The following is a 21,144-nucleotide window of genomic DNA, read 5'->3' on the forward strand; positions in this document are numbered from 1 at the left end:
GGTGAGTGCGCAGTCTCCAATCGATACATCGTTGCACGATAGAGCATGCAAGGGGCGCCGCATAGAAACACTGGGCCCCTCCTGGCGTGCATGCAACTGTTTTGTAATCCGTGTGCCATGCCGCACACGCCCGGTTCGTACTCTTTTGTTGCAACGATCAATCTATGACTACTTTACGTTCCTTACATCGCTCGTGGAGCCTATATGGCGCCCTGCTGGCCGTGCTTCTGGTGTTTGCTGGATGCGGTGGAGCCAACGGCGAAGACGACGACGGTGACGACTCATACACCGTGCAGCGCGACATCAGCGATGAAAACGTAGCCGCGGTGGTATCGTCGGACTACGGTACCGATACGCTGCGCACCGCTGAGTTTCAGCAGCAACTGCAGTTTGCGAGACAGTCCATGCCGCCGAACCAGCAAGGCGGCATGGCCCGCATCCACCAGATGATGCTTGACCAGTATGTAAACAACCACGTGCTGCGAGGTGAAGCTGAGGCGCGCGATGTGCAAGCCGACACGGCGACGGTGGCGCAGCAGCTACAGCAGCAGCGTGGCCAGTTCTCCAGCGAAGAAGAGTTCCAAGACGCACTGGGGAACGCCGGGCTCACGCTCGACTCCCTACGCACGCTGATCGCCGAGCAGGTACGCGTACAGCAGCTCCGCGACGAGATCGGTTCCGACGCTGTTGAAGAGCCCACCGATACCGAGGTCGACGAGTATGCTGCAGAGCAGCGTAGCGTGAGTGCTCGCCACATCCTGCTTCAGGTAGGCGAGAACGCTGACGACAGCACCGCCACCGCAGCCCGTGAACAGGCGGAAGAGCTCATCACCCAGCTGAATGACGGTGCCGACTTTGCCGAGCTGGCTCGCGAATATAGCGACGGTCCGACGGCAGATCGCGGTGGCGACCTGGGCTCCTTCACCCGCGACCGCATGGTCGAACCCTTCGCCGATGCGGTGTTCGCATTGGAAGAAGATGGCCAGATCGTACAGGAACCCGTACGCACGCAGTTCGGCTACCACGTCATCCAGCTAACCGACTACGGCGAACCGATGGACACTGAGCAAGCCCGGAGCGCCCTCGTCGAAGAAAGTCAGCAGGAGGCGTACCAGAACGCGCTCAGCGACCTTACACAGCAAGTGACTGTGAGCATCAACCCCGATGTGGTTACGCTATCTGCTGAGGAAAGCGACACCGAGAGCGAATCGGATGAGGGCTAAGCCCTTACGCACCAGCAGCTTCATCGGTGCGATCCAAGGGTGCGCCCGGCGCATCTGACGATCGCACCATTGCTACGTGTGGTATGCCCGCTTCGGTAAAGTGCTCGCCCGTCGAGCCAAAGCCGAAGCGGGCATAGTACGTTTCAAGGTGCGCCTGCGCATGGAGCTTCTGTGTGCTGAACCCGGCCTGCTCCGCATCGGCGATGGCGGCGTGCACGAGTTCGGTGCCAATGCCGTCCCCACGGTACGCCTTGCGCACAGCAAAGCGCTCCAGCTTGGCTACCGGCATTTCGTTGTGCAGCGTTGCCCGCCATCGGGCGGTGCCCACCGCTGTGCCGTCGCCGATCCGCGCCAGCAGATGCCGCGCAGTGGCGTCATGGCCGTCCCACTCCTCTTCGGGCGGACAGTCTTGCTCTTCAATGAACACGGCTTTGCGAATGGCCCGCGCCGCAGCCATAGCGTCGCTGTCGGCAATCGGGCGGATGGTTACAGACATAGCAAAACGGGAGACAAAACGGTCAAAAGGAGCGGGGGGTAGTGGATAGACGTTAAGTGATAGCTCTCTTGATAAAACCTTGAGGCGAACGATCCCCTGTTCGTCTCTTCCGGAGACGTCCGTGCGCGGGTGCCCCCTGTCTCCGGCTACAGGCCCATTCCTTCCATCACTTCGCATTGAACCACTACCGGCAGATGCATAGCATTTGGGGGAAGCTTTCACCGCTTTTACACGACCTTATCTGGAATAGGTCTAAATAAGGCGGTATGTTAGATACGGATCGTAGGCAGAAATCTCCAAAGCACCGTATTGGACGCGGCTTCTGGACGTCTTTTTTCCTATCGATTCACCGTCTGACAGATGCAAAGTGAATACATAAAGAACGACGAAATTACGCGTGGAAGGGGAGCTGCTGCCATAGCATTGGTGATCGGATGGGCTGGGGTGAGTAGCCAGACCTTCCACGCGTAGCCTTAGAACCTGTTTGGGTTTTGGTTTGACGGCGAGAGCGAGGGCCGCTGAGGCGAAAATTAGCCCCCAATCGAGGTTCGTAGCACCAGAGGCATGACCTAAAGGCCCCCGGGGCTACGGGCCGAGATTAGGGGCAATTTGCACCAGGTGCATGACCTTCGGCCCCAGCCCAGCGGAGCCGCTCGGAGCCCAAAATAAGAAATCAAAACAGGTTCTTATATCAAAATACGGTTACAGCATTGTGGGGAGGACAGATGCAGTTGGGGGCACACCCGGCATCTCGTCTCGACACGCCGCCCGTTCTTTACGCAGGAAATGGCGGATGACGCGGCGAAGCGCGTACCGGCTAACGGCATCCCGCGCAATTTACAGCAATGCTGTAGGACACAAGGGGGGCATAGAAGCACGCTGTGACAGTGCGTGCGGTGCGCGGACGAGCGATCCGCGAAAAGAGAAAAGCGTGCTGCCCCGGATGGACTCGAACCATCAACCCTCTGGACCAGAACCAGATGCTCTGCCAATTGAGCCACGGGGCAGTGTTTTTGCAAGAGTACCGTAAGCACAGGGCCCACACACGGTTCCGGAGCCATGCCCTGGCCCGTGGGGTTGATGGATGTTTCATGGGGCGATGCTCCTGCGCTTTGCATCCACCAGATTCATGCATGCCCGGTACCATCTGACACGCTGATCCGTGTCAGTTTCTTCACACTGTACAGCTTGACATTGCCACATCGCGTAAGGTACTGTATGAAGCACTATGACATACTGTTGTTGTTAGCACATTCATCCAGAAGGGTGGAGGGAGTAGGCCCTGCGAAACCCTGGCAACCGCCACAGCTTCGGCTGCGGAAAGGTGCTACCTCCTACCTCGCATACCGCGAGGGAAGATGAGTGGAATGCGCTTCTCTGCATACCTGTGACAGAGATGCGTGCGATTCCCCATCTGCCTTGTGCGGTTGGGGATTTTTCAGTTCCCGCCGCATCGGCAGATCCCGAATCCGATTCCAACCCCGGCACCTAACGTGCCCGTACCGCTCGCTCTGGCCTTCTGGATGGCTCGTTTTCTCGACCCTAACTTCCAGAGCCATGAGTTCGAACGGACGTTCTACCCCCGAATCCAACGCTGAATCTACTCCCAAGCGCACGCCGCGCTTTGAAACGCTGCAATTGCACGCCGGGCAGGAGCCCGACCCGGCCACAAACGCCCGTGCCGTCCCCATCTACGCCACCACGTCATACACCTTCGACGATGCGGAGCACGGTGCCGATCTCTTTGCTCTCAAAGAGTTCGGCAACATCTACACGCGCATCATGAATCCCACAAACGATGTGTTCGAGAAGCGCGTGGCGGCGCTTGAAGGAGGTGTTGCTGCCGTGGCTACGGCCAGCGGACAGTCGGCGCAGTTCCTGACGTTCAATGCGCTCGCCAAGGCAGGCGACAACATCGTAGCCACCAGCTATCTCTACGGCGGCACGTACAACCAGCTCAAGAACGCGCTGCCGCGGCTGGGCATTGAAGGGCGCTTTGCCGAGGGCGACGACCCCGAGTCCATCGCCGCGCTGATCGACGAGAACACGAAGGCGGTCTACCTCGAAGCAATCGGCAACCCACGCTTCAATATCCCCGACTTCGAGCGCATCGCCGACATCGCCCATGACCATGGCGTGCCGCTCGTGGTCGATAACACCTTTGGCGCAGCCGGTTACCTGTGCCGTCCCATCGACCATGGCGCCGACATCGTCACCGAAAGCGCCACCAAGTGGATCGGCGGTCACGGCACTACCATTGGCGGCGTTATTGTGGATGCGGGCACCTTTCCGTGGGATAACGGGCGGTTTCCCGAGTTCACCGAACCCAACCCAAACTACCACGGACTCAAGTTCTGGGAGACGTTCGGCCCCGACGGCGTGCTCGGCGAGAACGTCGCGTTTGCCATCCGCGCTCGTGTGGAGGGGCTGCGCGACTTTGGTCCGGCGCAGAACCCGTTTGGCTCCTTCTTGCTGCTTCAAGGCCTCGAAACCCTCTCGCTTCGTGTGCAGCGTAGCGCCGACAACGCTCTGGCGCTGGCCCGCTGGCTCCAAGACCACGACGCCGTGGACTGGGTCAGCTATCCCGGACTTGAAGACCACCCGTACCACGAGCGCGCCAACCGCTATCTGCAAAACGGATACGGCGCGGTCCTCAGCTTTGGCGTAAAGGGCGGTGCCGAAGCGGGCAAAACCTTTGTCGAGAACGTGGAACTGGCCAGTCACCTTGCCAACGTGGGGGATGCAAAGACACTCGTCATCCACCCCGCGTCGACCACGCATCAGCAGCTTACCGAGGAAGAGCAGAAAGCCTCGGGCGTGGAGCCCGACCTGGTGCGCGTGTCGGTGGGCATCGAGCACATCGACGACATCACTGCCGACTTTGAGCAGGCGCTGGCTAAGCTCCCTGTCTCGGCGTAACGCGCAGACGCAGCGGGGCGGCTCTGCCACAATTGGGCTGCTCCGCTGTGGTGTTGTTTCCCTTCATGCACACTACCCCCATGCCTTCAACCTACATGCAGCCCGCTTTCACCACTGAAGGCGGGGTCACGATTCATGACGTCCCCATTACGTATCGTACGTGGGGCCGCCTCAACCCCGATGGCACGAACGCCGTGCTGGTGGGCCATGCGCTTACGGGAGATGCGAATGTTCGTGCCTGGTGGACGGACCTACTCGGTCCCGGACGGGCGCTCAATACGGAAGAAGACTTTATAATCTGCGCCAATGTGCCCGGATCGCCGTATGGCTCGGTATCCCCCATAACCACGAACCCGGAGACGGGGGCACCCTATGGAGCGGACTTTCCGGCTTTCACGCCGCGCGATACGGTGGCGCTGCACCGCCATTTGCTCAATCATTTGGGCGTGCGCCGCGTGCGCTGTGCCATCGGCGGGTCGATGGGCGGAATGCAGGTGCTGGAGTGGGCTTTCGAACGCACCGATACGGGCGCGCCGCTGGTGGAGCGCCTTGTGCCCATTGCGGTGGGCGGGCGCCATACGCCGTGGCAGATTGGCTGGAGCGAGGCGCAGCGCCAGGCTATCTATGCCGATGCGAAGTGGCGTGGCGGGGCCTATCCCCCCGATGATCCGCCCGCCGACGGACTCGCCGCGGCCCGCACCATGGCGATGGTATCGTACCGCTCGCATGCGTCGTTTCAGGAGCGGTTTGGGCGCGAACGTCAGTCGGAGAATGGCACGTCCCAGAACGGCACTGCGAATGCGCCTTTTGCGGTCGAAAGCTACCTGCGCTACCACGGGCAGAAGCTTGTCGACCGCTTTGATGCGAACTGCTACGTGCAGCTTTCGGAGCAGATGGACACACACGACGTGAGCCGCAATCGTGGGGCCTATTCCGATGTGCTACGACAGATTACGCAACCTGCGCTGGTCATCGGCATCGACTCGGACGTGTTGTATCCGCTGGCCGAACAGGACGAGCTTGCCGCGCATCTGCCGAATGCCGACTTGCAAGTGCTGGCGTCGCCGCACGGCCACGACGCGTTCTTGATTGAGCAGGAGGCCCTCAACGCCATCATCGTTCAGTGGAAGAACACGCATGTTGCTTCTGCCACCGCCCGCTGACTCTCATTTTACCTGACTTATCTCCACATTCTTATGTCCGTATCTCAGGCTACTCTTTCGCCCAACCCAACTACTTCACGCTCTGCTGTCCCATCGCTCTCGCTCTACCTGGCCGGTGTGGGGTCGGTAGGCACGGCGCTGCTCTACCAGCTTAGTGAGTTTCAGGGAGATGCGAAGCGTCCCCGTCTGATTGGGGCCTGCACCTCGACCCATGCGGCCTGGACGCCGCCGCACCCCACGCCCGGCGCGGTAAAGCACCATCTTGAGCACGGGAGCACACTGCACTGGCCCGCCGTGCTGGAGCGACTCATCGAGCACGCGCCGCGCCCGCTTGTCTTCGTTGATGCTACGGGGCATCCAGATGTGGCTGACCACTACACGACGTTGCTGGATGCGGGCATTCACGTCGTCACGCCGAGCAAGCTGGCCAACACCCGCTCGCAGCAGCACTTCGACCGGCTGCATGCAATTGCCGCAGAGCACAACGTCCAGTATCGCTACGAAACAACCGTTGGGGCTGGACTGCCTGTCGTGCGCACCGTGCGCGATCTGCGAGCTACCGGCGACGGCATCCATACCATTCGTGGAGCGGTGTCGGGCACGCTCACCTTCGTATTTAGCCGGATGCGCCAGGGCGATTCCTTCGGTGAGGCCGTGCAGACAGCTATTAAAGCAGGCTACACCGAGCCAGATGTACGCGACGACCTGTCGGGGGAGGACGTGGCCCGCAAGTTTCTGATTCTGGCGCGCACGGCGGGGGCGTCTATCGAGCGCGATGAGATTGAGGTGGAGTCGCTCGTGCCCGAGTCGCTCCGTGACCTGCCGCACCTGGCGTTTCGCCGGTATGTCCACAAGGCCAACGACGCCTGGCGCGAGCGCGCCGAGACGGCAGCCTCCCAGGATGCGGTGCTGCAGTACGTAGGCCGGTGGACGCCCGGGTCGGGAATTCGGGTCGGGGTCGAGGTCGTGCCTGCTGATTCTGACTTTGGGCGCCTGCAGGGGCAGGATAACCTGTTCGAGGTTACGACCAATCGCTATGCAGAATCGCCGCTTACCATTCGTGGGCCGGGAGCCGGCCCGGAAGTGACGGCGGCAGGCGTCCTGGCCGATGTGCTGGCCACGGAGGCCTAATGTGCAGTCCGGATGTGCAGTCCAGAAAAAACACGACGCGTTGGTGTCCGCCTATGCCGGGGACTTGCGCATTACACAACACGACGGTGATGCATGTCGCATCCCTTACTTCGTGTTTGTGTTATAACTCCGGGTGAGCACCATGCAACAGCTTCTCTCTGTACCCTCATATCACAGCAAACGAGCATTCGGCACACTCCTTCTGGCGCTGGCGCTCGTTCTGGGACTGACCGCCTGCGACTCAAGCGGTAGCAATGATGACGACAACGGCAGCACGCCTCCAGAAACAGTCAACATGTCGATTGGGGGCACCGATGTTGAGCTCAATGCCTTCTTCGCGACAGGTACCGATCCAGAGACTAACGAGGAAGGGTTTTTGATCTATCTTACGGAGGCTGACGACCTTTCAGGAAGTGGGTCGTTCCAAACAGGCAACGCATTTGGGATTATCGGACGCCTCAGTCCCCGCCCAGAGACGGGTACATATACCTTTGCCGACCTTGAGCTTAACGACAGTGATGACGTACTGCGAGATCAGTTCGGGTTCGTCTACTTCGAAGGGGTTGGCACCCAAGATCAGCGCATTGTGCTCTCAAGTGGAGGCACGATCGAACTCACCACATCAAACAGCAGTCGGGTCGCTGGTTCGTTTGATATAACTGGCACAGCCCTTACCTTCAGCGGGACAGGGGCAAATGAAGAAGAGGTGTCGATCGAGGGCAACTTTGACGCAGCGAGCGCGCCGTTCTTCATCCCCGACGATGTAGACTTTTAGGAGGCGTTAAGAACGCGTTTCCTTGAACCGCCAGCCGAAGAGCAGGTCGGTAGCGAGCGTAGCATCGCGGATGTGCAGCTCCAGCGTCTCTACGCTGTGCAGCACATCCGCGGTGTCGTTTTTAGTGCGTGGGAAGTAGAGCGTGTTATGGCGGTACTGGGCACGCTCGTCGTTTGACCACGTCATGGGACGCGCCCATGTTGCATCGATGCTATCGGGAGCGATCTCGACCCCGCTGTCTGTACGCAAGAAGATATCCCAGCGCGCACTGCGCAGATTCGTGGCGCCGTAGTTGTTCTGCCGCGCCCGGTCCATATACACATGCACGTCGATCAGGATGGAGGTGGCGTGCGGTGCATCTACGCGGCGTGCAATCAACTGCTCGGCGTCCTCTCGTGGATACGCCCCGATGGACATCTGCCCATTGAGGGCCAACAGCCGGAGTTCGCGGCTCCACAGCGTGGCGAAGCTGCGCATGCGTCCGGCTTCGAGGAGTCCATCGTTCCCGCGCCGCGCCCGGTAGCCAGAGGACCAGACCTGCTTGAGGTGTCCCAGCGGCGTATCCGATTGAATTCGAATCCGCTCTGCCTCAGGCTGCAACTGCACATGGTGCAGCGAATCCACAGGCGGCACGGTTGCCGGTACGGGCAAAAAGCGCGTGGCAATGTCGATCGGGGCCCGTTCGCTGGAGCCGAGCAGACCTGCGCATCCGGCACTCATCGTAAGCACGAGCGCGACCCACAGGCCGCGGGCAAAGACAGGGGAGACAAAGGGGCGATGCGGCATAGCAGAGGGCAGACAACTTCGGCACGGTGGATGTCGTATCCGGCGTGGACATCCAATAAACGCATGCGTCCTCCGATCATCAACCCTATACCGTACATATGGCGGATTCGGATTTCTACCGACGTGTTTGGGCGGTCGTAGAGCGCATTCCAGCCGGATGCGTGGCCACGTACGGCGACATTGCTGAGTACCTGGGCCGTCGCAGCGCTGCCCGCACGGTAGGCTGGGCCCTGAACGCCGCTGCCGGAACGGCTGTACCGTGCCATCGGGTCGTAAATCGCAACGGGGTGCTCACGGGCAAGCGCTTCTTCGAGACGCCGACCGTAATGGAGGAGCGCCTGCGCAGCGAGGATGTGCAGTTTACAGGAGATGATCAGGTCGCGCTCGATGCCCACCGCTGGGTGCCGCTCGACGAACTGCCGCCGCCCGGCACGCCACTACCGCTGGAGTCGGTCGAGGACGTCCCAGAATCCGGGAAATGAGATGCGGGCGCTGTCGGCGCCTTTAATCGTGGTTTCGCCGCGAGCTACGCATCCAGCTACCCCGGCGGCCATAGCAATGCGGTGGTCGTGGAAGCTGCGCACCGTGGTGCCACGTAGCGCGTCGCGATCGCCGCTGATGGTGAGGCCGTCTTCCTGCTCGCTCACGCCAATGCCCAGGCGGGTAAGCACCTCGGCAATGGCCGTGAGTCGATCCGTCTCTTTCACCCGCAACTCCGCCGCATCCCGAATGACCGTCTGTCCGTTGGAGGCGGCGGCAGCCACGGCAAGCACCGGAATCTCGTCGATCAGGTTGGGGATGGCGTCGCCTTCTACCGTTACGCCGTTCAGCGGGGCATGGCGGGCGGTAATGGTGCCCATCGGCTCGCCGTTGGTTTCGGTGCGGTCGGTCACGGTAAGGTCGGCCCCCATGGCCTGCAGCACATCGAGCAGTCCGGTGCGGGTCGGGTTCAGGCCCACATTGGATATAGTCACCTCGCTGTCGGGTACAAGCGTAGCCGCCACGAGCAGAAACGCCGCTGATGAGAAATCGCCGGGCAGCGGATTCCACACGCTCGCCTTGGGGTCGTCGTCAGATGTGATGTGAATGTGCTGCACGCCCTCATCATCCACCTCGATGGGCAAATTCAACATCCGTTCGGTGTGGTCGCGGCATGGCACAGGCTGAATGACCGTGGTGGTGCCCTCGGCGTAGAGCCCGGCCAGTAGCACACACGACTTGACCTGGGCCGACGCCATCGGCAGGCGGTAGGTCATCGCATGCAGTGGCTCCGAGCGTCCGCCCAGGTGGATGGGAGCCGTGCCGCCCGTGAGGGTGACCTCGGCATCCATCTGGCGCAGTGGGTTGGCGATGCGTGCCATGGGCCGTGCCCGCAGCGAGTCATCGCCCGTGAGCGTGCTCTCAAACGGCTGCCCGGCCAGAATGCCCGCCAGGAGCCGCATGGTGGTGCCCGAGTTGCCGCAGTCGATGGGGTTGGCAGGCGCTTGCAGCCCGTGCAGCCCTACGCCCTCGATGTGTACCGTGTCGCCCTCGGTTTCAATGGATACGCCAAGCTGGCGCAGGCAGGAAAGGGTTGACTGCGGATCAGCAGCTTGGGGGAAGCCATGCAGGGTAGAGCGTCCGTCAGCCAGCGCCGCCATCAGCGCCGCGCGGTGGCTCACCGACTTGTCGGCGGGCACCGAGGCGGTGCCCTGTAGCGAAGTGACCTGCGAAACGGTGTGCGTGGACATATCAACGAGCGGGGAAAGCAGAATATAAAGGGAGGAAGCACACTGCGCTACCACACCGGCGTTTCGTCGGTGGGCGGCATGGGAAAGTCGTTGAGCACGGTTTCGAGCAGTGCCTGGCGCTCGGCGTGCGGCAAGAAGGCATAGCGGAAGCCGTTCAGTGCAATCTCGCGCAGCTGGTCGGCGGGCACGCCGCAGCGGTCGTGCGTGCGCCACAGCTCCTCGGTCATGCTCGTGCGGCTAAACAACCGGTTATCGGTGTTGATGGTCACTGCTACATCGTTCTCTGCATAGTACGCCACCGGATGGGCTTCGTATCCCGGCACAACATGCGTTTGTACATTGCTCGTGGGGCAGATTTCCAGGGGGATGCGATGGTCAATCACATACTGCATCAGCTCCGGATCCTGCTGGAGCGTAATGCCGTGCCCAATGCGATGCGCGCCGCAGTAGAACAGCGCCTGATGGATGGAATCGGGGCCCCACGACTCCCCCGCATGAATTGTGAGGTTCATCATGTGGTTGCGCGCATGATAGAACGCATGCACATGGCCTTTGGGCGGATTCCCAGCCTCGCCCCCGGCCAGATCAAACGCGGCCACGCCCTTGTGTCGGTGCGCCACCGCGAGCTCCGCCTGACGCATGGAGGCGCTTTCGTATCGGTCGCGCAATCCGCAGATAATCAGCGACGTCTTGATGTTGTAGTCGCGCTCGGCCTCCTTCATACCGGCAAGCACGGCCTCGTTGACCGCTTCGAGCGAGAGTCCCTCCTCGGTGTGCAAGATAGGCCCGTAGCGGACCTCCAGATAGCGCACGTTCTCCTGCGCGTTGTCCTCGACCAACTCGTACGCAATGCGATGCAGCGCCTCTTTCGTCTGCATCAGGGGAATGGTGTAGCGGAACCACGCCAGAAACGCTTCCAGCGTCTCCGAGTCGTCGATGGAGCGCAGAATCTCGCGCAGGCCCTCGACGGAGTCGGCAGGCAGCACGTTCATCTTGCCCTGCGTCTTGGCCAGGTCGAGCATGGTGGCCAGCCGGAGCGAGCCGTCGAGGTGGCAGTGGAGCTCGGCCTTGGGCCAGGCAGCGATGTCATTGCGCGAGAGCGTAGATTCGGATGTCGAAGCGGTAGGCATACGGTGGGAAGAAGACACAGGAAAAGCGGCGAAGAGGCCCGGCGCAAACCGGTTGCCGCAATCAACACGGGCCTTTCCGGATCTGTTTCGGGCTTAAATGGCTTGTCCTGTGATGAGCGCGTGATCATTTGCGGGGAATTACCCCGTTACCGCCCCCGGAGCCGGATGCAGGGGGAACTGAAAAACAGAGCCCCTGTTTAGCCGAATCCCAAGCTTCCCAGCCTGTCGTCTGTTCGCAGACCTCCGCCCGACACTCAGTTGTTGCCATGCACTGTTTGGCGATACATCGTTTGGCGATGCGCAGGCAGGTGGGCTTTGGCAACGGATCTTCTGCTGTACCCCAACCCCCTACACTGCCATGGGCATGCCCGGACCCTTTGAAATGATTCTCATCTTCCTGGTGGTGTTGCTGATCTTTGGCGCCAAGCGCATTCCCGAAATCGCTCGTGGCGTCGGCAAAGGCATCCGCGAGTTTAAGGATGCCACCAGCGAATTCAGCCGCGAGCTCGACGTGGAAGAGCGCCGTGACCGCATCGACGGACCCCGCCGCCCAAGCCAGGGCCAGCCGCAGCCCCGCCAGCAATCGTCGGCGCAGCCCTCGTCGCAGGGCAATGCCGACAGCGAAGCACGCTCGTCGTCTGAGTCAGCATCGTAACGGCACGGAGCGCGTGGACATGTGCATCGATCTGTAGGACTGGGTACGGTGCAGTCCACGCGTTTCGCTGTGTATGTTCGCTGTGCTTGTGCACCTCGCCTGTTCGCATCCCTCCTACTGCCTGACTACTGCCCTACATGAGCTACTCCACCTTTGCGGAGGCCCGCGCGGCCCTGTCCAATGACGAGACCAGCTGTGAAGCGCTGGTCTCTTCGTATTTAGAGCGGATTGAGGCGCGCAACGACGCGGTGAATGCGTTTCTGACGGTCGACCGCGATGGCGCACTCAACCATGCGCGCTACCTCGACAGCCAGCTGGAGCGCGGCAATGATCGTCCGCTGGCCGGGCTCGTGCTGGGGGTGAAGGACATGATCGCGATCAAGAACCAGGCGCTCACCTGTGGGTCGCGGATGCTGGAGGACTTTACTTCGCTCTATGATGCCCACGTCATTGAGCAGCTGCGGGAGGCGGGGGCGATCTTCGTAGGCAAGACCAACTGCGACGAGTTCGGGATGGGCTCCTCGAACGAAACCTCGTACTTTGGCCCGGTGCAGCACCCCGAGCACGAAGACTACGTACCCGGCGGCTCCTCGGGCGGCTCGGCCGCCGCGGTGGCCGATGGCATGTGCCACGCCGCGCTTGGTACCGACACCGGTGGCTCGGTACGACAGCCCGCAGCGTTCTGCGGTGTGGTTGGCTTGAAGCCGACGTATGGGCGCGTCAGCCGCTATGGACTCGTGTCGTACGCCTCCTCGTTCGACACGATTGGCCCAATGGGCCGCTCGGTCGAGGATGTAGCACTGCTCCTGAATGCGCTGGCCGGTCCCGACACGCGCGATGCGACCAGTGCCGAGGTGCAGGTGCCCGACTACACGCGTGCGTTGGGTCGCTCGGTTGAGGGCGTGCGCATTGGCCTCCCCGAAGAATATTTTGCCGAGGGCCTCGACCCCGACATCCGCCGTATGATTGAGGCGCAGGTTGAGCAGTTGCGCGATCAGGGCGCCGAGGTGCAGTCGGTGTCGCTGCCGCATACCGAGTATGGCATCGCCACGTACTATGTGCTGGCAACCGCCGAAGCCTCCAGCAACCTATCGCGTTACGACGGCGTGCGCTACGGCCACCGCGCCGATCTTGAGACCATGCAGGCCGCCATCAAAGAAGAGCACGAGGCGCTGCACGAGCAGTTGGGTACGGCACAGTCGAATGGAGATGCCGAGCGGGTGGCCCAGTTGCAAGATCAACTCGACACCCAGAGCGATCTGCTTCGGGCGCTGTACGTGCAGTCGCGCACCGAGGGCTTTGGCGATGAGGTCAAGCGTCGCATTATGCTGGGCACCTACGCGCTATCGGCGGGCCACTACGACAAGTACTACGAGAAAGCCCAGCGCGTGCGTACGCTCATCCGCCACGACTTCTTGCAAGCGTTCGAGGATGTCGATGTGCTGCTTACGCCCGCGACCCCCACGCCCGCGTTTCAGCGTGGCGAAAAGACAGCCGATCCGCTCCAGATGTACCTGAGCGACGTATACACCGTGCCGGCCAACCTGGCGGGCGTGCCGGGGCTGTCGGTGCCCATTGGCACACATCCCGACGCTCCGCATCTGCCCGTCGGCGCACAGCTTTTGGCCGCCCCCTTCGACGAAGCCGGCCTACTGCACGTGGGCGATGCCTTGATGAAAAACGTGCCCGCGTAAGCGCGCAGCGTTGCGGTTTGCCCGTTGGCCTTGTACCCTGTGCATATCCCTTCACGATGCCCCGCGCCGCTCCGCGAGGCATCTCCGCCGTTACCGACCATCGACGCCGCACTGATCGCATGAGCATTCTCGTAGATTCTGACACTCGCCTGGTCGTTCAGGGCTTTACGGGCCAGGAAGGCACCTTCCACGCCGAGCAAATGATCGATTACGGCACCAATGTGGTGGCCGGTGTTACGCCCGGAAAAGGCGGCCAAACGCATCTCGACCGCCCTGTCTTCAACACGGTCGCTGAAGCCGTGGAACAGGAAGGTGCAAACACCTCCGTCATTTTTGTGCCGCCGCCCTTTGCCGCCGACGCCATTCAAGAGTCGGTTGAAGCCGGGATTGAAGTGATCATCTGCATCACAGAGGGCATTCCGGTGAAAGACATGAAGTCCACCTACCACTACGTGCAGCGCCACGGCGCACACCTGATCGGGCCAAACTGTCCGGGCGTGATTACGCCGGGCCAAGCCAAGATCGGCATTATGCCCGCTATGATCTTTGAGCCGGGATCGGTCGGGGTCATCTCGCGCTCAGGTACCCTAACCTACGAGGCTGTGGACCAGCTCACGCGCGCCGGATACGGACAGAGCACCGCTGTGGGCATTGGCGGCGACCCGGTCATTGGCACGCGCTTTGTTGATGCGCTGAAGCTCTTTGAAGACGACCCCGACACCGAAGCGGTCGTTCTGATTGGCGAAATCGGCGGAAGCGCCGAGGAAGAAGCCGCCGAGTACATTCAGGCGCACATGAGCAAGCCCGTCTTTAGCTTCATTGCCGGACGCACCGCGCCTCCTGGGCGCCGCATGGGCCACGCCGGAGCCATTGTGTCGGGCGGATCGGGCACGGCCGAGGCAAAGTTCGCCGCGCTCGAAAAAGCCGGCGCGGTCGTGGTGAAGAACCCTGCGCTCATTGGCGAGACGGTGAGCGAGCACCTGGGTTAAGCATCTTCCCCACGCTACGAAAACGCAACACGCGCCCCGTGCACTCCCGGTGGGATTGTGCGGGGCTTTTATATGTCATCATACATGACGTCGCATCCCCTATAATTTGCCACGTACCGCACCATGAAAGTGAAATCAGCCGAGTTTGTGAAGGGCGCGGTCAGTTGGGACGGCCTCCCGAAAGATGGGCGGCCCGAGGTGGTGTTCTTGGGACGTTCGAATGTGGGCAAGAGCACCATGCTGAACGCGCTTACGCGCCGGAAGAAGCTGGCGCGCACCAGTAAGCGTCCGGGGAAGACGCAGGAATACAATATCTTCCGCATCAACAACCGGCAGTACTGGGTTGACATGCCGGGCTATGGCTACGCAAAAGTCCCGAAGAAAAAGCGGGTACGGTGGGCCGAGTTTATTGCTCGGTATGTGAGCGAGCGTAAGCCGCTGAAAGCAGTCGTGCATCTGATGGACAGCCGCCATCCGCTCACCGACCTCGACCGCGAGCTTATCGACATGATACGTGATGGAGCGGCTCCGCTACTGGTGGTGCTCACCAAAGCCGACAAGCTCTCGGGCAATGAGCGCCGGGCGCGGAAGGGAGAGGTCGAAGCACAGCTTGAAGAAGTTGGGCTGCATGTGCCGCTGATGCTCACCTCTGCCGAGAAAGGCGACGGACTGGGCGAGTTGCTCCGGTGGATTGACACGCTCACGTAAGATCGTAGGTGCGTGAACGGATTGACGCCCGCAAACAGCAGCTATCCAAAGAGATAGTTGAGCAGCGACACAGTCGCGGCCACGGCCCCGAATCCGCCGAGCATCCACTGTAAGAGGCGCGTTTGCATCTGCTCCAGCTGTTTGGAGAGCTGTTCGCTTTGGGCCTGCAAGCGCGCATCGAACGTGGCCTCCAGGCTCTCGAACCGCCGGTCGATCATGGCAAATCGTTCCTCAAAGCGCGCCTCCAAGCTGTCAATACGTGATTCAATGGAGGCAAACCGTTCTTCAAACTGCGCCTCCAGGCTGTCAATACGAGCGTTGAGTTGCGTCTCCAGGTTATCGATGCGCGACTCAACAGAGGTAAACCGCTCCTCAAACCGTGCCTCCAGGTTATCGATGCGCGACTCAACAGAGGTAAACCGCTCCTCAAACCGTGCCTCCAGGTTATCGATGCGCGACTCAACAGAGGCAAACCGCTCCTCAAATCGTGCCTCCAGGTTGCCGATACGAGCATCGAGACGGGCGCCCAGATTGTCGATGCGCGTATTCAGGCGCGCCTCGGTTTCCTCGATCTGCGCAGTGAGGCGTTCGTCGGTTTCCTTGATCTGTGCAGTAAGGCGCTCGTCCGTCTCTTCAATCTGTGCACTCAAGCGCGACTCAGCTTCATTGAGATCGGCTTTAGTGACGCTGATGGCGTCGGCATCGGCCAATACCTCAGCGATGCGTTCAGCCTGTTCGGGGCTGAATGTGCCGTCTTCTTGCAGACGACGCGCGGCCTTGAGGGTGTCGATAGGCGGCATGGGGCGTGCGCAGGGCTGGGAAAGCGTGCAAATCATCTACGTCATATCTGCACAAACGTTGCATCTGCCCAGGGGGGTTATGGAGACGTAGGCCCCTCAGTATCCGTAGAACTGGTCTGTAACGTGATGCGAAATGACTCGCCGCAATGCGGGCAGGTACATGTGGAAGACGGGCGCGGGGGCGATGCGGGCTCATTCACCGGACTGGACTCCCCCAGTTCCGATTCGATTTCATCTTCGATTTCGCGGTCCTTCTCCAGTTCCTCGACAAACCCAGATCCGAGAATGCTGGTCGGCAGGGCGAACAGCCCGATTCCGATCATAGCTACGACGGCGGCCAAGATGCGTCCGAGCCCGCTAACGGGTGTTACGTCCCCATATCCCACTGTGGTAAGCGTGGCCACCGCCCACCACATGGCCTGCGGGATGCTGCCAAATGTATCAGGCTGATATGCGCGTTCAGCGTAGTACATCAGCGATGACGATACGAGCAGCATCATCAGCATCAGCGCAGTGGTAAAGATGATTTCGTGGCGCTTGCTGTGCCATACGCGTCCAAACAGCCGCAGCGTGTACATGTAGCGCCGGAGTTTGGCGAGGCGTAGGATACGCATCAGCCGGAAGAGGCGGAGGAAGCGCGCATCGGCCCCCAGAAATGGCAAGTAAAACGGAAGAATAGAAATGAGGTCGATCAGCGCCAGTGGAGTGATCGCCCAGCGCAGGCGTCCGGTAACGGGATTCTGAAAGCGGGGAATGAGCGTACACGCCCACAGTCGCCCCGCGTACTCCACCGTAAAGATGACCACTGCTATTGCCTCAAACGTCGAGAACAGCGTGTTATACGTTTCGTGCAGCGAGCCCACCGACTCCAAAATGACACCCAGCACGCTCAGCACGATGAGCGTCATGATAAACACGTCAGCACGAGCGCTCCAGGCAGACAGCCACTCCTCGGTGTCGTCTACGAGCGGTGGCAGGCCGTCGGTTTTGGCATGCGCAGGGTAGAGGAGTTCGTAGACGATGCGCCGGGCGCCGGGCTGAACGGCATCAGAAGTGGAAGCCATGAACGTGCGGGCAAAGCGAGACAGAATGCGGACGTTGGGACGGCAAACGAAACCAACGAAGCAGCCGGTTCCCCAGCACCTCCAGACGGTTACCCGTAGACAAAGCTACACGTAAAAGAAATAGAGCATGGCGGTAGTCACGAGGACAAACAGAACCGACAGTACGCTCCCAGCGCGCAAGTAGTCGGCGACGCGATAGCCGCCTGGCGTCATCAACAGGGCATTGACGTGGTGCGTGGGGATGATGAACGAGTTCGCGGCACAAATGCCCACTTGAAGCACGAGCACCTTGGCAGGAAGTCCGCCGATGCCCGTTAACTCAAGCACCAACGGCACCAGCAGCACGGTGGCGGCAACATTCGACATCATGAGCGAGAACAGTGTTGTAAGTACACCTAGCGACAGCAGAATCACAAACGGGTGGATCCCTTCAATACTCTGCACCAGCGTCTCGGCGATGAACGCGGCCGCGCCCGACGACTCCATGGCGAGGCCAATGGGGATGAGGCCGGAGATGAGAAAAATGACCTTCCATTCAACGGCCCGATAGGCATCCTCGATGGAGAGCACGCCCCCCAGGACCATTGCCACGGCCCCGGTGAGAAAGCCGATCGAGATCGGAAGGTCGAGCAGTAGCACGGCCCCAAGGGCAGCGGCAAAGCTGCTGACAGCAAAGATGGCTTTTTCGGGACGGCGCTCTTCACGCTTCTTCAGCGGCGTGACGGTGATGAAGTCTTCGCTTTCCTCGAAAAACTGCAAGCTCTCCCATGGTCCCTGCAAGACGATCGTGTCCCCAGCACGGATGAGATGGTCCGCCACATCTTTATCGATCACCTGGCTTTCGCTAAAGACGAGAATCACCTGCGCATCGTACATATCGCGCAGGGCCACGTCGCGAATTGTTTTGCCAACCAGGCTCGATCGTGCCGGGATAACGACCTCCAGGTAGCCGACCTCAGCATCTTGTGCCGACTTCTCGCCCTTCTCCAGGAGCCGAAGGTCGTTGTCGTGCGCAAACTCTCCTATGTCTTCTTTTTGGCCCTGCACCAGCAGTTGCTGATCGGTTTCAAACTGCAGGTCATCCCAGATTTTGTACTCGTCGGCGTCCTTGTCGTAAGCGCGCAACAGGTTGACGTTGTATGCGGCCCCCATCTGCGATTCTTCGACAGACTTCCCAACCAGAAGACTCTCCTCCGGAATGCGGAACGTGTAAATGGAGTCCGAAAGCCCCCAGACGTTGAGCATCTTTGCCCCTGCTGTCATTTCCGGATCTGTTGCCTGGCCTGTTGGGAGCAGTGACGAGCTGAAGAGCAGAAAGTAAGCTACGCCGACGATCAGGAGCACGATGCCGATGGGCGTCACACTAAAGAACGAAAACGCCTCGATTCCGCGGCTCGCGAGCAAGTCGTTGAGCACGATCAACGAGCTCGTTCCGATCATCGTGAGCGTTCCTCCGATCAATGCGGCAAACCCCATCGGCATCAGTAGGCCCGATATGGGTATGTTTTCCCGTTTGGAAATGCCTGTCAGAACCGGCAGAAAGAGCGCGGCGGCCCCAATGTTCTGCATGAATCCAGACATCACGCCCACAGTGACCGACACCGTAGACAGAATGCGCCTTCGCCCCGATCCGGCAACGCGCAAGATGAAGTCGGCAATTTTATCCGTGACGCCCGATGCAAACAGGCCACGGCCCATGATCATCACCCCGATAATCGCCAGGACGGCGTTGCTGGAAAAGCCAGAGCGGGCGTCTTCCGGAGACAGGCTCCCCGTCCATACCAGGGCCAGCATCGCCAGAATGGCAACAATGTCGATCCGCAGCCACTCGGTGACGATAAGAACGACAGTGACGGCCAGAATGCCGAGAACGATGAGGAGCTGGGGGTCCATACGGGTGTGGTTCGTGGATGAAACTGAAAAACAGCCAGACGCCTTGGTGGACGTGTCGTGGGGACGTGCCGTGGGCGGGTCGATGATTCTTGATGTACGTACACGACGGGCTGGGACGCGTGTGCCGAATGCGCAGGGTCGTTACCTATCATCTCGGAGCGCATCCGTGGCACAGGGGCATTCTCACGACGATATTCTCATGTTGAGGCGAGCATCTCCGTATTGCCCGGCGCGCTTTCATGCTGCCAGCAAGGTCAGGCCGCGCATTGGAGTGGTGATTTCATCGGTAGCCTGAGCCTCCACAGAAAAAGCCGACCAGACGCCTGTCCGGTCGGCTCGTTCGTGTTAGGGGTTGTGGATGCGTGTTAGGCGAGCGCATCCACCAGTTCGCGGCAGAAATCGGGGATGTCTTTCACCACGCGGCCCCAGACGATGGCTCCGTCTTGGAAGGCGGCCTCGTCGACCCAGGTGGCACCGGCATTCACCAGGTCATCTTTGATGCCAAGGCTACCGGTCGACCGGTGGCCCTCCACAATGCCAGCGGAGATGCCCACGAGTCCGGCGTGGCAGATGAGTCCTACGGGTTTCTCTTGGGCGTACAGATTGGCAACCAGCGAGGTGACGCCCTCGTAGCGGCGCAGCTTGTCGGGCGCCCAGCCGCCGGGGACTACGATGCCATCGAAGTCGTCGGCACTCAGGTCGCGCGCAGCGACCTCACTGGTGGCGGGCACGCCGTTCTTGCCGGTATAGGTGCGCTTGGCTTCGGGGGCGGCAATGGTGACCTCGGCGCCTTCTTCGCGGAGGCGCATGGTAGGAACCCAGAACTCCAGGTCTTCGAAGGAGCGCTCCAGCAGTACAACGACACGTTTGCCTTGAAGTCGCATAACATCAGTGGATTGAATGAGAGAAGCAGCAGGATAATAACAGTCTATGGTGCAACGTACGCCACAGCACAGGGCGAATGCAACGCGCATCTGCAACAATGCTGACAGGGGCGATGCTATTCCGAATCGGCGCGAGAACCGGGAAGCGGGTCGACTTCGGCGCTGTCGGGTTTGGCAAACAGGGCAGAGTCTGGAGCCTCGGTCTCAAACGTAAGGTCCGACAGAGCAAACTGCGGGCCGAGCGGGTCGCCAAGCGTACTGTCGGCCCAGGCGTGGTAGCGGCCTTCTACGGGTAGCGTGAGGCCGCTGTTGGTAGCAAACTCGTTGTACACGAGGGCAGTGTTCGGCGCATCGGGCGGACGGTCGCCGTAGGTTACGGAGAAGCGCACCAGGCCCAACGCACCGGTGTCGGCTTCGGTGTAGACGATGTACACGTCGTCGGGGGAGTCGCCCACATTGTCTTCGTAGCGGATTTCGGTGACGCGGTAGTCGGTGCCGTTGATCGTGGCGGTGCCTGCATCGCTGGCAATGACGCCGTCGTCGGCCAAGACAAACGGCATTGCAAAGAAATAGAAGTACGTGCTGGTGTAGAAGCGTGGACTGTAGTCGTACGGGAATGCCTCCAGCGAGGGCTGCACCCATGCATCGCTGCCGTCGAAGCCAAGCACAAAATCGCCGTTGGTAATGCGCACGTTGCGCGTCTGCAGATCAATGAGGTGGTCGTCGCGCGTGGTGTCGCTTCCGGCAATGCGCGCAAGCGTATACCGCATCTGTCGCTGATTGCGCCAGGTGTCGAGTCCGCCATGGGCAGCCCAGGCGTCGTGCAGCGCTGCGGGAGCATCGGGGCGTTCGGTCTGGGCGGCGTCTGGTTCGTTGGATTCGGGGGCGTCGGCGGTGCAGGCTGGGAGCACGATCAGAGCGAGCAGGAGCGGGATCCAGCTAAGAAGGCGCATCATAGACGGTTGAGGATTGGGGAGAGCAGATGGATCATCAATGGCGTACGTATAGCGCGTGGCATAGGTGTTACACAAGTGCGTCTGCAAGGATGCAGTATCCGGTGCGCGCTGGCGGTATGCTGTAACACCGGTGCAACCTGAGGCGTAC

19 protein-coding genes, 1 tRNA gene and 1 riboswitch are annotated in these 21,144 nt (G+C 60.7%); of the genes, 10 read left to right on the plus strand and 10 right to left on the minus strand.

Annotated features, from left to right (window positions below; all coding sequences use genetic code 11):
* Positions 1 to 164: 164 nt before the first annotated feature.
* Positions 165 to 1,223 (plus strand): peptidylprolyl isomerase, encoded by a 1,059-nt coding sequence (locus CRI93_RS10890; RefSeq protein ID WP_098062672.1) that lies wholly within the window; start codon positions 165 to 167, stop codon positions 1,221 to 1,223.
* 4 nt (positions 1,224 to 1,227) lie between these two features.
* On the opposite strand, the gene CRI93_RS10895 is transcribed toward CRI93_RS10890, so the two are convergent.
* Positions 1,228 to 1,719 (minus strand): GNAT family N-acetyltransferase, encoded by a 492-nt coding sequence (locus CRI93_RS10895; protein ID WP_098062673.1) that lies wholly within the window; start codon positions 1,717 to 1,719, stop codon positions 1,228 to 1,230.
* A 934-nt stretch (positions 1,720 to 2,653) separates the two neighbouring features.
* Positions 2,654 to 2,726, minus strand: a tRNA-Gln gene (locus CRI93_RS10900).
* 244 nt (positions 2,727 to 2,970) lie between these two features.
* Positions 2,971 to 3,084, plus strand: a riboswitch (SAM riboswitch).
* 192 nt (positions 3,085 to 3,276) lie between these two features.
* Between CRI93_RS10900 and CRI93_RS10905 the strand changes: the two genes are divergently transcribed.
* The 4 genes from CRI93_RS10905 to CRI93_RS10920 all read left to right on the plus strand — a co-directional run bounded on the left by CRI93_RS10905 (position 3,277) and on the right by CRI93_RS10920 (position 7,707).
* Complete coding sequence (locus tag CRI93_RS10905) at positions 3,277 to 4,638, plus strand: O-acetylhomoserine aminocarboxypropyltransferase/cysteine synthase family protein (protein ID WP_098062674.1); 1,362 nt, start codon at positions 3,277 to 3,279, stop codon at positions 4,636 to 4,638.
* Between the two features lie 80 nt (positions 4,639 to 4,718).
* Positions 4,719 to 5,801 carry a homoserine O-acetyltransferase MetX gene (gene metX / locus CRI93_RS10910; RefSeq protein WP_098062675.1) on the plus strand — a complete coding sequence of 361 codons (1,083 nt, stop codon included), beginning with the start codon at positions 4,719 to 4,721 and terminating at the stop codon, positions 5,799 to 5,801.
* Between the two features lie 33 nt (positions 5,802 to 5,834).
* A complete protein-coding gene (locus tag CRI93_RS10915; RefSeq protein WP_098062676.1) occupies positions 5,835 to 6,932 on the plus strand; it encodes a homoserine dehydrogenase family protein in 1,098 nt (365 codons plus the stop codon).
* Positions 6,933 to 7,074: 142 nt separating this feature from the next.
* Positions 7,075 to 7,707, plus strand: coding sequence for a hypothetical protein (locus tag CRI93_RS10920; RefSeq protein ID WP_098062677.1), 633 nt, complete (start codon positions 7,075 to 7,077; stop codon positions 7,705 to 7,707).
* 6 nt (positions 7,708 to 7,713) lie between these two features.
* Here the strand turns inward: CRI93_RS10920 and CRI93_RS10925 are convergent, their stop codons facing one another.
* Entirely contained in the window at positions 7,714 to 8,493 is a 780-nt protein-coding gene (locus tag CRI93_RS10925) for a hypothetical protein (RefSeq protein ID WP_098062678.1), read from the minus strand.
* 98 nt (positions 8,494 to 8,591) lie between these two features.
* On the opposite strand from CRI93_RS10925, the gene CRI93_RS10930 reads away from it, so the two are divergent.
* Positions 8,592 to 8,975 carry an MGMT family protein gene (locus CRI93_RS10930; RefSeq protein WP_098062679.1) on the plus strand — a complete coding sequence of 128 codons (384 nt, stop codon included), beginning with the start codon at positions 8,592 to 8,594 and terminating at the stop codon, positions 8,973 to 8,975.
* Here CRI93_RS10930 and aroA read toward each other — a convergent pair.
* Positions 8,931 to 10,223: a 3-phosphoshikimate 1-carboxyvinyltransferase gene (gene aroA, locus CRI93_RS10935; RefSeq protein WP_098062680.1), complete on the minus strand. Its 1,293-nt coding sequence runs from the start codon at positions 10,221 to 10,223 to the stop codon at positions 8,931 to 8,933. The two genes, CRI93_RS10930 and aroA, sit on opposite strands and share 45 nt — an antisense overlap.
* A 47-nt stretch (positions 10,224 to 10,270) precedes the next feature.
* Positions 10,271 to 11,353 carry an adenosine deaminase gene (add, locus tag CRI93_RS10940; protein ID WP_098062681.1) on the minus strand — a complete coding sequence of 361 codons (1,083 nt, stop codon included), beginning with the start codon at positions 11,351 to 11,353 and terminating at the stop codon, positions 10,271 to 10,273.
* Between the two features lie 358 nt (positions 11,354 to 11,711).
* Between add and CRI93_RS10945 the strand changes: the two genes are divergently transcribed.
* The 4 genes from CRI93_RS10945 (at position 11,712) to yihA (ending at position 15,399) form a co-directional block, all read left to right on the plus strand.
* A complete protein-coding gene (locus CRI93_RS10945; RefSeq protein WP_098062682.1) occupies positions 11,712 to 12,008 on the plus strand; it encodes a Sec-independent protein translocase subunit TatA/TatB in 297 nt (98 codons plus the stop codon).
* A 137-nt stretch (positions 12,009 to 12,145) separates the two neighbouring features.
* Positions 12,146 to 13,702, plus strand: coding sequence for an amidase family protein (locus tag CRI93_RS10950; RefSeq protein WP_098062683.1), 1,557 nt, complete (start codon positions 12,146 to 12,148; stop codon positions 13,700 to 13,702).
* 119 nt (positions 13,703 to 13,821) lie between these two features.
* Positions 13,822 to 14,691 (plus strand): succinate--CoA ligase subunit alpha, encoded by an 870-nt coding sequence (sucD, locus tag CRI93_RS10955; RefSeq protein ID WP_098062772.1) that lies wholly within the window; start codon positions 13,822 to 13,824, stop codon positions 14,689 to 14,691.
* A 123-nt stretch (positions 14,692 to 14,814) separates the two neighbouring features.
* The gene (yihA, locus tag CRI93_RS10960) at positions 14,815 to 15,399 is read left to right on the plus strand and encodes a ribosome biogenesis GTP-binding protein YihA/YsxC (protein WP_098062684.1); all 585 of its coding nucleotides are present in this window, start codon (positions 14,815 to 14,817) and stop codon (positions 15,397 to 15,399) included.
* Between the two features lie 41 nt (positions 15,400 to 15,440).
* On the opposite strand, the gene CRI93_RS10965 is transcribed toward yihA, so the two are convergent.
* The 5 genes from CRI93_RS10965 to CRI93_RS10985 form a co-directional block, all read right to left on the minus strand.
* Complete coding sequence (locus tag CRI93_RS10965; protein WP_098062685.1) at positions 15,441 to 16,199, minus strand: ATP-binding protein; 759 nt, start codon at positions 16,197 to 16,199, stop codon at positions 15,441 to 15,443.
* Between the two features lie 77 nt (positions 16,200 to 16,276).
* Positions 16,277 to 17,263 carry an ion transporter gene (locus CRI93_RS10970; protein WP_217992531.1) on the minus strand — a complete coding sequence of 329 codons (987 nt, stop codon included), beginning with the start codon at positions 17,261 to 17,263 and terminating at the stop codon, positions 16,277 to 16,279.
* Positions 17,264 to 17,368: 105 nt separating this feature from the next.
* Positions 17,369 to 19,156: an SLC13 family permease gene (locus CRI93_RS10975; protein WP_098062686.1), complete on the minus strand. Its 1,788-nt coding sequence runs from the start codon at positions 19,154 to 19,156 to the stop codon at positions 17,369 to 17,371.
* Between the two features lie 365 nt (positions 19,157 to 19,521).
* Entirely contained in the window at positions 19,522 to 20,040 is a 519-nt protein-coding gene (locus CRI93_RS10980) for a type 1 glutamine amidotransferase domain-containing protein (RefSeq protein WP_098062687.1), read from the minus strand.
* Positions 20,041 to 20,156: 116 nt separating this feature from the next.
* Positions 20,157 to 20,996, minus strand: a complete 840-nt coding sequence (locus tag CRI93_RS10985; protein ID WP_098062688.1) for a DUF6503 family protein — start codon at positions 20,994 to 20,996, stop codon at positions 20,157 to 20,159.
* Positions 20,997 to 21,144: the final 148 nt, after the last annotated feature.

Origin of the sequence: Longimonas halophila (assembly GCF_002554705.1) — a bacterium.
Taxonomy (GTDB): domain Bacteria; phylum Bacteroidota; class Rhodothermia; order Rhodothermales; family Salinibacteraceae; genus Longimonas; species Longimonas halophila.